This is a genomic window from Streptantibioticus silvisoli, assembly GCF_027947535.2.
Taxonomy (GTDB): Bacteria; Actinomycetota; Actinomycetes; order Streptomycetales; family Streptomycetaceae; genus Streptantibioticus_C; species Streptantibioticus_C silvisoli.
The window spans coordinates 1-14,808 of sequence record NZ_JAAGKO020000104.1 but is presented as its reverse complement, the minus strand read 5'-3'; the positions used below and the strand labels follow the sequence as shown (position 1 = coordinate 14,808).

Sequence of the window (14,808 nt, the reverse complement as noted above, 5' to 3'; positions counted from 1 at the left end):
CCCCCACCCGCACCCCACCCACCGGCCAAAACCGCTCCCGCCCAAACGCATACGTCGGCAGACCTGTCCTGCGCCCGCCCCAACCGGCGAACACCGACGCCCAGTCGACAGCCGCACCGTGCGCGTGGGCCGTGGCCAGCGCGGCCAGCACGGTCCGCACCTCATCGTGTTCCGACCGCAGCGCCGGGACGGCCTTCACGTCGACCGACTGCTGCGCCATGGCGCTCAACACGCCATCGGGGCCCAACTCCACCAGCCGCGAGACGCCCTGCGCCTCCAGCGTCACCACACCGTCGGCGAACCGCACCGCCTCCCGCACATGCCGCACCCAATACCCCGGAGTACCCATCTCCACCGCATCCGCCAGCCGACCCGTCACGTTGGAGACGATCGGCAACCGCGGTTCTCCGAAGGACAACCCCGCCACCACCGCGGCGAACTCGTCGAGCATCGCCTCCATCCGCGGCGAATGGAACGCATGCGAAACGGACAACCGCTTCACCCGCCGACCCGCCGCACGCCACGCGGACTCCAACTCCGTGACCACGTCCTCATCACCCGAAACCACCACAGACGACGGCCCGTTCACCGCCGCCACACTCACCTCAGGACGCTCATCCACCTCACCGGCGACGTCCGCCTCGGCGGCCTCCACCGCCAGCATCGCCCCACCCGCCGGCAACGCCTGCATCAACCGACCACGAGCGGCCACCAACACACACGCGTCGTCCAGCGACAACACACCCGCCACATGCGCCGCCGCCACCTCACCGATCGAGTGGCCGAGGAGGTAGTCCGGGGTGACACCCCACGACTCCCACAGCCGGAACAGCGCCACCTCCAGGGCGAACAACCCCGCCTGCGTGAACACCGTTTGGTCCAGCGACTCCGCGTCGGTGAACATCACCTCACGCAACGAACGGCCCAGCTCACCGTCCAACCGCGCACACACCGCGTCCAACGCGTCCGCGAACACCGGGAACGCCGCGTACAACCCGGCACCCATCCCCACCCGCTGCGCACCCTGACCCGTGAACAGGAACGCCGTACGGCCCTTGGCCACCGCACCGCGAACCACGTCCGCGGCCGGCTCGTCGGCACCGAGCGCGGCGAGGCCGTCCGCGAGACCGGCCAGGTCGGCCGCCAGCACCACGGCGCGGTGTTCCAGCGCGGCCCGGGTGGTCGCCAACGACAGCGCCACGTCCACCGGTTCGGCCTCAGGCTCGGCGGCCAGGAAGGAGCACAGGCGGTCCGCCTGCGCGCGCAGCGCCTCGGCGGACTTGCCCGAGACCAGGAAGGGCAGGAGCGCGGGGGCCGCCCCGACCGGCGTGGCGGCCGGCGCCCCGGCCGCCACGACACCGTCGCCCTTCCCGTCCGTCGCCGCGGCGACGGCCGTCCCGGCGCTGTCGCCCTCCGCGTCCGTCTCCGCGGCCCCGGTCTCCTCGGGCGGTGCCTCCTCGATGATCGTGTGGGCGTTGGTGCCGCTGACGCCGAACGAGGAGATGCCGGCCCGCCGCGGCCGGCCCTCGACGGCCGGCCACTCCCGCGACCGGGTGAGCAGTTCGACGGCGCCGGCCGACCAGTTCACGTGCGGTGTCGGTTCGTCCACGTGCAGGGTCTTCGGCAGCACGCCGTGCCGCAGCGCCATCACCATCTTGATGACGCCCGCCACACCCGCGGCGGCCTGGGCGTGGCCGATGTTGGACTTCACCGAGCCGAGCCACAGCGGCCGGCCGGGTTCGCGGCTCTGCCCGTAGGTGGCCAGCAGGGCCTGGGCCTCGATGGGGTCGCCCAGCACGGTGCCGGTGCCGTGCGCCTCGACCGCGTCGATGTCGGTCGCCGACAGCCGGGCGCCGGCCAGCGCCTCCAGGATGACGCGTTGCTGCGAGGGGCCGTTCGGCGCGGTCAGCCCGTTGGAGGCGCCGTCGGAGTTCACCGCGGAGCCGCGGATCACCGCCAGCACCTGATGCCCCCGGCGGCGGGCCTCCGACAGCCGCTCCAGCAGCAGGACGCCGACGCCCTCCGACCAGCCCGTGCCGTCGGCGGCGCCGGCGAACGACTTGCACCGGCCGTCCGGTGCCAGGCCGCGCTGGCGGCTGAACTCGACGAAGGCGGCGGGGGTGGACATCACCGTGACGCCGCCGGCCAGCGCCATCCCGCATTCGCCCTTGCGCAGCGCGTGCGCCGCCAGGTGCATCGCGACCAGCGACGACGAGCAGGCGGTGTCGACCGTCAGCGCGGGGCCTTCGAGGCCGAAGGTGTAGGAGATGCGTCCGGAGGTCACGGCGGTCGCTCCGCCGGTGAGCAGGTAGCCCTCGCTGCCCTGGTCGGCGCCGTCGACGATGGACAGGTAGCCCTGGTCGTTGGTGCCGATGAAGACACCGGTGCGGCTGCCGCGCAGCGACGTCGGGTCGATGCCGGCCCGTTCGAACGCCTCCCAGGCCGTCTGGAGCAGTACCCGCTGCTGCGGGTCCATCGCGAGCGCCTCACGCGGCGAGATGCCGAAGAAGACCGGGTCGAACTCGGCCACCCCGTCGACGAAGCCGCCTTCGCTGACGGAGGAGGTGCCGGAGTGCCCGGGGTCCTCGTCGAAGAGCCGGGACAGGTCCCAGCCGCGGTCCTGGGGGAAGTCGGATATGCCGTCCTCACCGGCGAGGACGAGCCGCCACAGGTCCTCGGGCGAGGTGACGCCGCCGGGGTAGCGGCAGCTCATGCCGATGATGGCGATCGGCTCGGATTCCTTTTCCTCGGCCTCGCGCAGCCGTTGCCGGGTCTGCCGGAGGTCGGCCGTGACCAGCTTGAGGTAATCCCGCAACGTCTCTTTATCTGCCATCTCGCCAACCTCTGGTCACGGATTACGCTGCGGCGACAGGAAACTGAAGCATCCCGCGAATGATGTAAGAACTCCGGCGCCTGACCGGGGCCACCTGCTTGAGATCGGGGAGCCGCTGGGCCACCGCGGCCAGCGCGACTTCTGCCTCCATACGGGCGAGCGTGGCGCCGAGGCAGAAGTGAATTCCCAGGGAGAAGGAAAGCACCTCATTGTCCGATTTCCTGGTGATGTCGAACGTGTCGGGTTCCGGGTATGCCTCGGGGTCCCGATTCGCGGCACCGGCGCAGATCGCCAACTCGGTGTCGGCGGGGAGGTGTTGACCTGCCAGTTCGAGGTCCTCCTGCACGATCCTGCGGTACTGCTGCACCGGGGTCTCGTAGCGCAGGGTCTCCTGGACGGCGCCGCGGGCGTGGCCGGCCGGGTCGTCCTTGAACCGCGCCCACTGGTCCGGGTGGCGCAGCAGGCAGCTGGTGGCGTTGCCGATCAGGTTCACGGTGGTCTCGACGCCGGCCAGGGTGAGGAAGGAGCACAGGGCGACGAGTTCGTCCATGGACAGGCTGCCGTCCTGCACGGCGGGCAGCAGGTCGCTGATGAGGTTCTCGCCGGGGTCGTCCTGGCACAGGGCGACGATCTCGCGGAACATCGCGGCCGACTCCTCGATCGCCCTGGTCACGTCGGCGGCGACCTCCACGGTGACGTCGCCGTCCATGAGGTGGGCCATCCGCCGGGTCAGCCGGAAGGAGGTGCGCCAGTAGTGCTCGGGGATGCCGATCAGCTCGCTCATGACGCGAACGGGCAGCTGCTGGGCGAAGGCGGTCATGAAGTTGAACTTGCCGCCCTTGGCGAGGATCGCGCCGATCAGGTCGTCGCAGTACTGCTCGACCTTGGGCCGCCACAGCTCCATCCGGCGCGGGTTGAGGGTGGGGGCGGTCAGCCTTCGCAGCCGGGTCTGGACCGGCGGGTCCTCGCCGAGCATGGAGTTGTCGAACGCGATGGACTCCGGGGCCTTCTCGCCGCCGACCTGGCGCACGCCGAAGCGCCGGTCGCGCAGGATCCGGCCGGCGAGCGCGTGGCTGCCGGTGACCCAGGTGCCCAGCGAGCTGCGGTACAGCGGCCCGCGGGCGCGCAGTTCGGCGTACAGCGGGGTGGGTTCGTCGGGGACGCCGAGCAGCAGAGCGTACGGATCGCCGTTCGAGGCGGCTGTCCGCACGAACTCGTTCCACGCCTCGCGGCGCATACGAGCCCGTTGGTCCGTACCCCCTGTCATCACCACTCCCATGTGCAGTGCTGAACTCCGGCCGCGTCGGCCCGCGCCAGGCTAACCAGGGCGCCACCCCTAGCCACAACCCCTACGCGGGGGCGGCAGCGGCTCGCGGCGGGCCGGCGGCGGCGGTCGGCACAACGGGCCCGCCGCAGCGGATGTCCTGGGGAAACGGTGCATTAGGCTGTGCCGCCATGAAGGCTCTCGTACTTTCCGGCGGGGCCGGAACCCGGCTGCGCCCGATCACTTACACGTTGCCCAAACAACTCGTGCCGATCGCCAACAAGCCGGTGTTGTTCTACGGCCTGGAGGCGATCGCCGACGCCGGAATCACCGAGGTCGGAATAATCGTCGGCGAGACGCACCGGGAGATCGAGGAAGCGGTCGGAAACGGATCGAAATTCGGGATCGATGTCACCTACATCCGGCAGGCGGCACCGCTGGGCCTGGCTCACGCGGTGCTGATCGCCCGGGACTTCCTGGCCGACGACGACTTCGTGATGTATCTGGGCGACAACTTCATCGTCGGCGGCATCACCGGGCTGATCGAGGAGTTCGGCGCCGAACGCCCGGACGCGCGCATCCTGTTGACGCGGGTGTCGGATCCCACGCAGTTCGGCGTGGCCGAACTCGACGGCGGCGGGCGGGTGGTGGCGCTGGAGGAGAAGCCGACGCACCCCAAGAGCGACCTGGCCCTCGTCGGGGTCTACCTGTTCTCCCGGGCGGTCCACGAGGCTGTGCGGGCCATCGAGCCGTCCTGGCGGGACGAGTTGGAGATCACGCACGCCATCCAGTGGCTGATCGACCGGGGCAAGGACGTGCGGTCCTCGGTCATCTCGGGTTACTGGAAGGACACCGGGAACGTCGTCGACATGCTGGAGGTCAACCGGCTGGTCCTGGAGAGCGTCGAGCCGTGCGTGGAGGGCACGGTCGACGCGGCGAGCGAGATCATCGGCCGGGTGCGGATCGGGGCGGGCGCCCAGGTGCGCGGTTCGCGCATCGTCGGCCCGGTGGTGATCGGTCCCGGCACCGTGGTGGACGGCGCCTACATCGGGCCGTTCACCTCGATCTCGGAGAACTGCCGGATCGAGGACAGCGAGGTGGAGTACTCCATCGTGCTGCGCGACTCCCGGCTGCGCGGGGTGCGGCGGGTCAAGGCGTCGCTGATCGGGCGCAACGTGACGGTGACGCCGGCGCCCCGCATCCCTGCGGAGAACCGCCTCGTCCTGGGGGACCACAGCTCGGTGCAGCTGTCGTCGTGACCGCTCAGGAGCGCCGGGCGGCCGTCCTGAATCCGTGACCGGTCTTGCGTCCGAGGCGCCCGGCGGCGACCAGGAGTTCCAGCTCGCGCGACGGGGCGTACCCCGGTGCGCCGAACGCGGTGTGGAGCCGGCGCTGGATGGCCAGGGCGATGTCGAGGCCGATGGTGTCGAGCAGGGTGAAGGGGCCCATCGGGTGGCCGAATCCGTGCTCCACCGCGGCGTCGATCTCCTCGATGTCGGTGTCGTGCCGCTCCAGCAGCCGGACGGCGTCGCCGAGGTAGGGGAACAGCAGGTGGTTGACGATGAAGCCGGCCCGGTCCGGGCAGACGATGGCGGTCTTGCCCAGCCGGGCGCAGAACGCCCGGGCGCGGGCCACGGTCTCGTCGGTGGTGTCGCGGGCGCGTCCGAGTTCGACGAGGCGCATGTCCGGTGCCGGGTTGAAGAAGTGCATGCCGAGGACCTGTCCGCCGCGGCCGCAGGCGGCGGCGCACTCGGTGACCGACAGGCTCGACGTGGCGGTGGCCAGCAGGGTGCCGGGCGCGCAGAGCGGGCCGAGCGTGCCGAACAGTGAGCGCTTGGCCGTGATGTCCTCCGCGATCGCCTCGATCACCAGGTCGCGGTCCCCGACGGCCGAGAGGTGTTCGGCGCACGAGAGCAGTCCGTTCGCGGCGGTCCTGGTCGCCACGCTGATCCGGCCGCGGCGTACCGCCCGGGTGAGGGAGGCGCCGATCGTGTCGAGGGCCGCTTCGCCCTTGGCGCGGCTGCGGGCGACGAGCACGGTCGGCAGGCCGGCGACCGCGGTGACCTCGGCGATCCCGCGGGCCATAGTGCCGGATCCGATGACGGCGACCCGTCGCACCGGTGCGGGGGGCGCGGCGTCCGGGTCCGCGCCGGCGGGTGCGCGTTCGGTGCGTCCGAGGTCGTCGTAGGTGTGGAAGCCGGCGCCCTTCTTGCGGCCGAGGCGTCCGGCGGCGACCAGGTCGGTCAGGAGCGCGGCGGGGCGCAGGTCGGCGGCCCCGGTGCGGCGGTGCAGGTCGGTCAGGACGGTGTGCGCGGTGTCCAGGCCGATGCGGTCGAGCAGTTCGAGGGGGCCTTCGGGCAGGCCGCAGCCCAGCCGCATCGCGGTGTCGATGTCCTCGCGGCCGACGTAGTCCTGCTCGCACAGCGCGACGGCACGGTTGAGGTAGCCGTACACCAGCGCCACCGCGTCCGCGCCGGGCCGGGCGCCGACGCGGGCGGACCTCAGGCCCAGGTCCGCCACGAGGCGGTCCAGCGTGCGGGCGGCGGTGGGCGAGGTCATCGAGGTGCGCACCTGTTCCACGCAGCAGTGGGGCACCGGCGGGGCGAGGAAGCGCAGCGCGAGCAGGTCGGCGGGGCGTCCGGAGGCGATCGCCAGCCGGGCGACCGACAGCGCGGACGTCGTGGTGACGAGGACGGTGCCGTCCGGGCAGGTCCCGGTGAGCCCGCGCAGCACGCGTTCCTTGGTGGCGTTGACGTCCGGCACGGCCTCGATGACCAGGGCCGCCCGGTCGAGCGCCGCCGGGTCGTCGGTCAGGGTGGGGGCCGGCCCGGCCTCCAGGGTCTTCGTCCGGCGCCGGACGCGTTCGAGCACTTCGGTGTCGCGGTCGATCCCCACGACGTGGTGCCCGCTCGCGCAGAGCATGCGCAGCAGGGCTTCGCCCACCGCTCCCAGACCTACGACGCCGGTCACCGGCGGGCGTTGCGTCACGGTGGTGTCCTTCCTGTGCGGTCCCGGGGCGTTCGCCGGTGCCGCGTGTCGTTCCGCGGGGCGGCGGGGCCGGGTTCAGCCCGCCGGCGTGCGGAACAGGTTGATGGCGTCCAGGTGCCGGGCGCGCGTTTCGGGGTCGCTGACCCCGAGGCCCTCCTGCGGGGCGAGCGCGAGGACGCCGACCTTGCCCTGGTGCAGGTTGCGGTGCACGTCGTAGGCGGCCTGGCCGGTCTCCTCCAGGGGGTAGACCTTGGACAGCGTCGGGTGGATCCTGCCCTTGGCGATCAGGCGGTTGGCCTCCCACGCCTCGCGGTAGTTGGCGAAGTGCGATCCGACGATGCGCTTGAGCGACATCCACAGGTACCGGTTGTCGTACTCGTGGGTGTAGCCGGAGGTGGAGGCGCAGGTGACGATGGTGCCGCCCTTGCGGGTGACGTAGACGCTGGCGCCGAACGTCTCGCGGCCCGGGTGCTCGAAGACGATGTCGACGTCCTCGCCACCGGTCAGCTCGCGGATGCGTTTGCCGAACCGCTTCCACTCCCGGGGGTCCTGGGTGCGTTCGTCCTTCCAGAAGCGGTAGTCCTCGGCGGTGCGGTCGATGACGGCCTCGGCGCCCATGGCGCGGCAGATCTCCGCCTTGTGGGGGCTGGAGACCACGCAGACCGGGTGGGCGCCGCCGGACAGGGCCAGTTGCGTGGCGTACGAGCCGAGCCCGCCGCTGGCTCCCCAGATGAGGATGTTGTCGCCCTGTTTCATGCCGGCGCCGTTGCGGGAGACCAGCTGCCGGTAGGCGGTGGAGTTGACCAGGCCCGGGGCGGCGGCCTCCTCCCAGCTGAGGTGCTTGGGCTTGGGCATCAGCTGGTTGGACTTCACCAGCGCGATCTCCGCCAGACCGCCGAAGTTGGTCTCGAACCCCCAGATGCGCTGCTCCGGGTCGAGCATCGTGTCGCTGTGCCCGTCGGCCGATTCCAGTTCCACCGACAGGCAGTGCGCGACGACCTCGTCGCCGGGCTTCCAGGCGTTGACGCCCGGCCCGGTGCGCAGCACGACGCCGGCCAGGTCGGAGCCGATGGCGTGGTAGGGCAGGTCGTGCCGTTTGCCCATCGGCGACGTCTTCCCGTAGCGCTCCAGGAAGGTGAACGTGGGGATCGGCTCGAAGATCGCGGACCAGACGGAGTTGTAGTTCACCGAGCTGGCCATGACAGCCACCAGGGCTTCGCCGAGGCCGAGTTCGGGAACGGGGATGCTCATGGTGCGCAGTGACTTGCGGGGGTCCTTGTCCGCCGAGTCCATGCCTTCGAACATGCCGCAGTCCTCCTTGCGGACGACGCAGGCACGGTAGGTCTCGGGCAGTGGCAGGGCCGCGATGTCCTCGGATGTGGCCTCGCGACTGAGGATGGCGGCAACGATCTCGTCCATGTGACCGTCCTCCACGCTACGCGTGATTGATCATCTGAAGAAGACATCGCGCGCCTCGCACACCGCCCGCCACCTGGGCGGACGGTCGGCGACGCGCGCGAGAGCGCGGCTCGCGCCCCGGGTGGCGGCGGCGGGTGCGGTGGGCGCCGTCGCCGCGGCCGGACCACCGGGCGATCACCTCGTGTCGGCCATGGCGGTCGGCCGTTGGCTCATTTCCGTACGTTAGGCGGGTCCCGCCCCGGTAGGTAACCCCTATCGGGGCGGGTGCCTCCCCTATTGCGCGGGCCCGTTCCCGGGCGGGGCGTGCCGGGTGCCCGTACGCCGAGGGGCCCGTCCCGCCGGTCGTCGGCGGAACGGGCCCCTCGGTCGGTGCCGGTGTCGGTCGCCGGGACGGTCAGGCGACGGGAAGCCGGGACTCGATGGCGTCGACGGCGGTACGCGCACCGCCCGCGGAGTCGATCGCCGCCCGCATCTCGGTGAGCCGGGCGGCCACCGCCGGGTCGGACGTCACGTGCCGTACCGCATCGAGCAGCCACGTGCCCGCCTCGCCCTGGAACGGGGTGAACTCACCGATGCCCAGTTCCTCCACCCGTTCGGCCAGCGGTGACGGCTGGCTGCCGATGCCGGCGGCCGACACGAACACCCCGAGGCCCAGTTCGGCGATCTGGGCGCTGACCACGGCCTGTTCGGGCAGCTTGGGCATCGCCACCACCGGCACCTTCAGCGACAGCGCCTCCATCACGCTGCCCATACCGCCGTGCGAGACGAAGGCGGCGGCGTGGCGCAGTACCTTCAGCTGCGGCACCCGGCGGTGCGCCTCGCAGTTGGGGGGCAGCGGTCCGAGGTCGGCGGGGTCGACGTGGTCGGTGGAGAGCACCAGGTGCCACGGTTCGTCGCGGAACGTCTCCACGCACGAGCGGAAGAACTCCACCGGCGGCCGGGGCTCCTCGGTGCCCAGCGCCACCAGCACCACCGGCAGTCCGCTCTCCGGCGGCTGCCAGGAGCCCTGGAAGTCACGGTTGCCCAGGGCCGGGCCCACGAAGACGTACCGGTCGGCGTCGAACTTCTCGGACGCCACCTGGAAGATCTCGGGCAGGAAGACCACCGACAGTTCCTCGTCGCGGTCGGAGAGCTCCTCGGCCTGCACACCGGGGAAGCCGTGCTGGTCGAGGAACTCCCGCGTCAGGCGGGTGAACTCCTTGACGGCGAAGTGTTCGGGGTCGGGCTCGACCGTGGCGGTGAGCTTGTTGAACAGCGAGAACGACCCGGTCGACGCCAGCGTGCTGCACGCCTTGACCGCGGGTACGCCCCACGACTTGGCCAGTCCCCGGCCCACCACGAAGTTGACGGCGTCGTACAGGACGAGGTCGGGCGGGTCGGCGTCGAAGCGGGCCTTGGCGACCTCCACCTGCGCGAGGCATTCGGCCAGTCCCACCAGCGGTGCCCAGGCGACGACCTCGGCGGCGGGGGGCGTGGGCTGCGCCTGGCCGTCCCCGGTCTCGCGCGACCAGGCGGTGGGGTACAGCAGGGGTTCGGCGCCGGTCGTCTTGACGGTGGCGGCGTACTCCTCGGTGGTCACATAGGTCACCCGGTGTCCGCGGCGCACCAGTTCGGCCACGACCTCAAGGGTGCACGACACGTGTCCGTAGGCAGGGATGGTAAAGAAGGCGATGTGGGCCATGCCTGGTTCTCCACTCGATGGGGTTCGTGCCGGTCGGCCGAGACACCGCGCCTCGGATCCGGGCACCGCGCCTCGGGCGCCTGTCGCACCGTTCGCACGTGCCGCCTGCCGCCGGTGCCACCACGAACGCGGTGGCACGGCCGGCTGCGGAGCCTCGCCGAGTCGCAGTCATCGCTTCCGGTCGATGCGGTCTCACATGGGGAGGAATTACGGACAAGTGGCATCGCGTCCAGCGGACGTGACTCACCCCTGCCCGGACACTACCCGTTCAACCTAGCGCACGACCGCCGCGGGCTTCCGGGCAACCGCGACGGGTTTTCCGCGGACCCGACCGATCCCGCAGGCGTTCGGCCGGGCCCCGGGGGGAGCCGTGGCCGGCCGCCCCGGGGGCCATGTCACCGGCGCGGCAGGGCGGTTGACGGTCGCCTCAGGTGTGCAGGGTGCGGTCCAGCCAGTCGAGGACGACCTCGCAGTAGTACTGCGGAGCCATCGGCGAACAGTGCAGCTGGGCGCCTTGGGCACGGGTCATCTCGACGTAGTGCTTGGGGCAGCGCAGCAGGTCGTACAGCTTCCTGGCCTGCCCGGGGAAGAACTGCTCGAACTCGAAGTCGACGACCAGGGTCGGCGCCTTGATCCGCTGGACGACCTTGGTGATGTCCAGCCCGCTGATGACCCGCGCGGGGGTCCAGAAGTCGGTGAAGATCCTGCCCTGCCGGGCCGCTCGCAGCACCGCGGGGTCGTAGAGCTCGAAGCGCTTGTTGAGCGTGAAGCGGTCGGCCGCCGACAGGTGCGGTACGACGTCCTTGTTCCAGGTGCTGTTCGTCCCGGCCTTGGTGGGACCGAGGATCTGCCGGATCTGCGGCGGGAACGCCGACCACAGCGACAGGCAGCCCGGCGCGGCCACGACGGCCGCCAGCCGGCTGTCGAAGGCGGCGGCGCGGGGGGCGAGCTGGCCGCCGAGGCTGAAGCCGCTGATGGCGACGCGCCCGTGGTCGACGTCGTCGCGGGTGAACAGGTAGTCCACGATCGGGCGCACCACGTTCTCCCAGCGGGTGGTCATCGCGACCTCGCCGACGAACAGCAGCTCGCCCTGGCCGGGACCGTTGTAGACGACCGCGTTCCAGCCGCGGTCCAGGGCGGCCGCCACCCCGTAGGTCCACATGTCGGTGTTCTGGCCGTCGCTGCCGTTGGTGAGGATCAGCGTGGGGCGGCGACGCGAGGAGGTGTCCGGGCGGAAGAACCACACCGGCATGGCGGTGCTGCCGTAGCGGACGGAGACCAGGTCGGCGGCCGGTGAGCAGTTCTTGGCGAAGACGTCCCACGCCTGGCGGAAAGCGAGGTAGACCGCCTTCTCGCTGCCGGGGTCGTCGCTGCCCAGCACGAAGTAGAGCGCCTGCTCGTAGTAGGAGGACGCGCGCAGCGCGCGGCGGCACTGGGTCCGCTGGTCGCCGTCGGCTCCCGCCTGCGTGGCCTGCGAGGTCAGGCGGTCGCCCCAGGAGTTGAACGTCGCCGTGTACGACTGGTTGCTCGGGCCGGCCTTGTTGATGGTGTTGACCGCGCTCAGCACCTCGCCCACGTCCGAGGAGTGCTGTCCGGCGCTGCCGAGCGCGAACAGCGCCTGGAAGTTGACGTCCGGGTCGTCGAACAGTCGCATCGCGCCCGGCGCGGCGCCGGAGGCCGCCGTTCCCGGCCCGGAGCCGGACGGACTCGGCCTGGCGGTCCGGGCGACGGCGGCGGTCGAGGCGGTCGCCCCGGTGCAGCCGCTCAGCAGCGCGGGGGCCGCGAGGGCGCCCGCGCCGGCCGCGAGGCGCGCGAGCGCCCGGCGCCGGGAGGGGTGCGGATCTGCTGCCGGAGGGTCCACCGCGTTCATCCACGACTCCTGTCCCGGTCGGGGCCGGCGCCCAGCCCTCCCCGCCACCGTAGGAGCGGCACCGCCCGGCCGCCCTGGTGGACTGCTCCGAACGGGGGACGCGCCGGTGCCGGGGGCGGTGGGCGTCCGGCCGGGCCGGCGGCCCGGTGCGGGCACCGCGGCGGTGGCGGTGGGCGGCCGGCCGGCCGGATCGCCGGTGAGGGCCGGCCGGTGGTGGCAGCGGCGCCGGCGGGCGGCGTTCAGCCGGCGGTGGCAGCGGCACCGGCCGGACGGCCGTTCTGCCGGCGGTGGGCGACGGGTGCGGCAACGGCCGGCGGGCGGTGGCCGGTTGCGTTCCGGCTGCCGCCGAACGCCGGACGCGATTGTCCAGGGGCGGGGTTCCACTTTCCGAAGACTGGTGTTTCCACCAGCCCTCTCGCACCGGCGCCAACGGATCGCGCGCCCCGGTGCCAGCATCGCTCCGTCGTGGAACGACACCGCGGAATGCCCACCCGCACTCCCCCGGTGCCCGTTCCCGTCCGCCTGCCGTGCAGTGGGCGCGGGGTCGCGAAGTTCCACAGCGCGGGCCGGCGCCCGCACCGCGTACCGCCGTTCACACGTTCGACGAACAACCCGGACCAGGAGATTCGTGGACATGATTCGTCAGGCCACCGCCGACGACCTCGGCGTACTGCACACGATGATGCTCGAAATGGCGGAGCTGGAGGAGGCGACGGACCAGATACACACCACCCGGCAGGAATTACACGACGCCCTCTTCGGACCGGACCAGGTGGCCTTCGCCCACATCGTCGAGGACGAGGAGACCGGCCGGGCGGTGGGCTACACCCTGTGGTGCCGGGTGTACTGCACCTGGCGGGGGCTGGCCGTGCACATCGACGACATCTACGTGCGGCCCGAGGCCGAGGGACAGGGCCACGAGAAGGCGCTCATGCGGGTGCTGGCCCGGGTGTGCGCCGACCGCGGGTACCGGCACATGCAATGGTGGGCGACGGAGGGCAACAAGGCGGCCATGGAGTTCTACGGCACCCTGAAGGCCGAACGGCCGGCCATCCGTGACCACGAAGACAACCACGAACTGATCATCCTTCGGCTGTCAGGACAGCCCCTGGCCGATCTCGCCCAGGACAGGTGAGGCCCATGACCGCATTGCAGGACAGCCCGCACGACCGTTACCACCCCGACCGGCACGAGGCCGACACGCTCGGCATGAGTCCCGAGGAGATGCGCCGCCTCGGGCACCGCGTGGTGGACATCGTGGTGGACCACCTGGAGAACAAGGCGTCGCAAGCGGTCGTGGTCAACAGGACGGCGTCCGACCTGCGCGCCGAGCTGGGCGGTCCGCCGCCCGAGGAGCCCGGCGACGCCGACGCCGCCATCGACCGGCTGGCCGGCGTCGCCCTGGCCTGCAAGCAGCACCTCGACCATCCCCGCTTCTTCGCCCGGGTCCCCGGGCCGTCCTCGTTCGCCGCGGTACTCGGTGACTGGCTGAGCATCGGCTACAACGCCACCGCCACGTCCATGGCCACCGGGATGGGCCCGTCGACCATCGAACTCGTGGTGATCGACTGGCTCGCCCAGCTCCTCGGCATGCCCCCGGAGACCGAGGGCGTCATGGTCAGCGGCGGCTCGCTGGCGAACCTGACGGCGTTCGCCGCGGTGCGCGCCGTGCAGGGCCAGGGCGTCGCCTACCTGACGGACCAGACCCACTCGGCGCTCCCCCGCGACCTGGTGACCATCGGCTTCCCGCCGGAACACATCCGCGTGCTGCCCACCGACGCCGACCTGCGGTACTCGGTGGAGGCGCTGGCCGCCGCGGTGGCCGAGGACCGGGCCGCCGGGCTGCGTCCCTTGATGGTGGTGGCCACCGCCGGCACCACCAACACCGGAACCGTCGACCCGCTCAACGACCTCGCGGACCTGTGCGAGCGGGAGGGGCTGTGGTTCCACATCGACGGCGCGTACGGCGCGCCCGCCGCGCTGACCGACGACGGGCGCGAGCTGCTGGCCGGCATGGAACGCGCGGACTCCCTGGTGCTGGACCCGCACAAGTGGCTGTACCAGCCGGTCGACCTCGGATGCGTCCTGGTCCGCCGCCCCGGGGCGCTGCGGCAGGCCTACTCCATGGACGCCGAGTACCTCAAGGACGTCAAGGCGACCGGCGGCGCGGTGGACTTCCGCGACCGATCGCCCGAACTCACGCGCCGCTCAAGGGCGTTGAAGCTGTGGCTGACGTTCGAGGTCTACGGGGTCGCGCGCGTCCGTGAGGCGATCGCGACGTGCCTCGACCTGGCCCGGCTCGCCGAGGCGCACCTGCGCAAGGACGACCGGTGGGAGGTCGTCACCCCCGCCCAGCTCGGGGTCGTCACGTTCGCCCTGCGCGGCGCCGACGAGGCCACGCACGAGGCACGCTCCGCGGCGCTGTCGCGCAGCGGGTACGCGGTCGTGACGCCGACGAAGCTGAAGGGCCGCAGCGTCCTGCGGCTGTGCCTGATCAATCCGCTGACGACCGAGGCCGACATCATCGGCACGCTCGACCGGCTCGCGCGGGGCTGACCACCGCGCCGCCGCGCGCACTCCCCCGGCCGTCCGTCCGGCCCGCCCCCGCGAACCGGGCCGGGCACGGGCGGACGGCCGCGCGCACGGGGTGACGGTGCGGCCCAACCCCGGTGCCGGGCGGCCGGGTTGGGGGCGCGGGCCAGCGCGCCGCCGGTGCGGCTGGCGACCTCGCACAGCACGAGCTCGTCGCCGGG

At 72.0% G+C, this 14,808-nt stretch carries 9 protein-coding genes; 3 read left to right on the top strand and 6 right to left on the bottom strand.

What is annotated here, in order from left to right; genetic code table 11:
- The coding region (locus tag POF43_RS33775; RefSeq protein ID WP_282704944.1) for a type I polyketide synthase at positions 1 to 2,833 on the bottom strand (2,833 nt) is incomplete at its 3' end.
- A gap of 22 nt (positions 2,834 to 2,855) precedes the next feature.
- Positions 2,856 to 4,100: a cytochrome P450 gene (locus POF43_RS33770; protein WP_271323224.1), complete on the bottom strand. Its 1,245-nt coding sequence runs from the start codon at positions 4,098 to 4,100 to the stop codon at positions 2,856 to 2,858.
- 188 nt (positions 4,101 to 4,288) lie between these two features.
- Between POF43_RS33770 and POF43_RS33765 the strand changes: the two genes are divergently transcribed.
- Positions 4,289 to 5,356, top strand: a complete 1,068-nt coding sequence (locus tag POF43_RS33765) for a glucose-1-phosphate thymidylyltransferase (RefSeq protein ID WP_271323223.1) — start codon at positions 4,289 to 4,291, stop codon at positions 5,354 to 5,356.
- A 4-nt stretch (positions 5,357 to 5,360) separates the two neighbouring features.
- Here POF43_RS33765 and POF43_RS33760 read toward each other — a convergent pair whose 3' ends face one another.
- From POF43_RS33760 to POF43_RS33745, 4 genes are all read right to left on the bottom strand, one after another.
- Positions 5,361 to 7,085, bottom strand: a complete 1,725-nt coding sequence (locus POF43_RS33760; protein WP_271323222.1) for a 3-hydroxyacyl-CoA dehydrogenase family protein — start codon at positions 7,083 to 7,085, stop codon at positions 5,361 to 5,363.
- Between the two features lie 75 nt (positions 7,086 to 7,160).
- On the bottom strand, positions 7,161 to 8,504 hold the full coding sequence (ccrA, locus tag POF43_RS33755) for a crotonyl-CoA carboxylase/reductase (protein ID WP_271323221.1): 1,344 nt from the start codon (positions 8,502 to 8,504) through the stop codon (positions 7,161 to 7,163).
- Positions 8,505 to 8,898: 394 nt separating this feature from the next.
- Entirely contained in the window at positions 8,899 to 10,185 is a 1,287-nt protein-coding gene (locus POF43_RS33750; protein WP_271314852.1) for a macrolide family glycosyltransferase, read from the bottom strand.
- Between the two features lie 427 nt (positions 10,186 to 10,612).
- On the bottom strand, positions 10,613 to 12,055 hold the full coding sequence (locus POF43_RS33745) for an alpha/beta hydrolase family protein (protein ID WP_271323220.1): 1,443 nt from the start codon (positions 12,053 to 12,055) through the stop codon (positions 10,613 to 10,615).
- A 634-nt stretch (positions 12,056 to 12,689) separates the two neighbouring features.
- On the opposite strand from POF43_RS33745, the gene POF43_RS33740 reads away from it, so the two are divergent.
- Both POF43_RS33740 and POF43_RS33735 read left to right on the top strand, forming a co-directional pair.
- Entirely contained in the window at positions 12,690 to 13,190 is a 501-nt protein-coding gene (locus POF43_RS33740; protein WP_271323226.1) for a GNAT family N-acetyltransferase, read from the top strand.
- A gap of 5 nt (positions 13,191 to 13,195) precedes the next feature.
- A complete protein-coding gene (locus POF43_RS33735) occupies positions 13,196 to 14,611 on the top strand; it encodes a pyridoxal phosphate-dependent decarboxylase family protein (RefSeq protein WP_271314745.1) in 1,416 nt (471 codons plus the stop codon).
- The last annotated feature ends 197 nt before the right edge of the window (positions 14,612 to 14,808 follow it).

Coding starts and splice junctions, on each gene's coding strand:
- POF43_RS33770 (WP_271323224.1), bottom strand. CDS start 4,100: ATGACAGGGGGTACGGACCAACGGGCTCGTATGCGCCGCGAGGCGTGG.
- POF43_RS33750 (WP_271314852.1), bottom strand. CDS start 10,185: ATGGCCCACATCGCCTTCTTTACCATCCCTGCCTACGGACACGTGTCG.
- POF43_RS33740 (WP_271323226.1), top strand. CDS start 12,690: ATGATTCGTCAGGCCACCGCCGACGACCTCGGCGTACTGCACACGATG.
- POF43_RS33745 (WP_271323220.1), bottom strand. CDS start 12,055: ATGAACGCGGTGGACCCTCCGGCAGCAGATCCGCACCCCTCCCGGCGC.
- POF43_RS33735 (WP_271314745.1), top strand. CDS start 13,196: ATGACCGCATTGCAGGACAGCCCGCACGACCGTTACCACCCCGACCGG.
- ccrA (WP_271323221.1), bottom strand. CDS start 8,504: ATGGACGAGATCGTTGCCGCCATCCTCAGTCGCGAGGCCACATCCGAG.
- POF43_RS33765 (WP_271323223.1), top strand. CDS start 4,289: ATGAAGGCTCTCGTACTTTCCGGCGGGGCCGGAACCCGGCTGCGCCCG.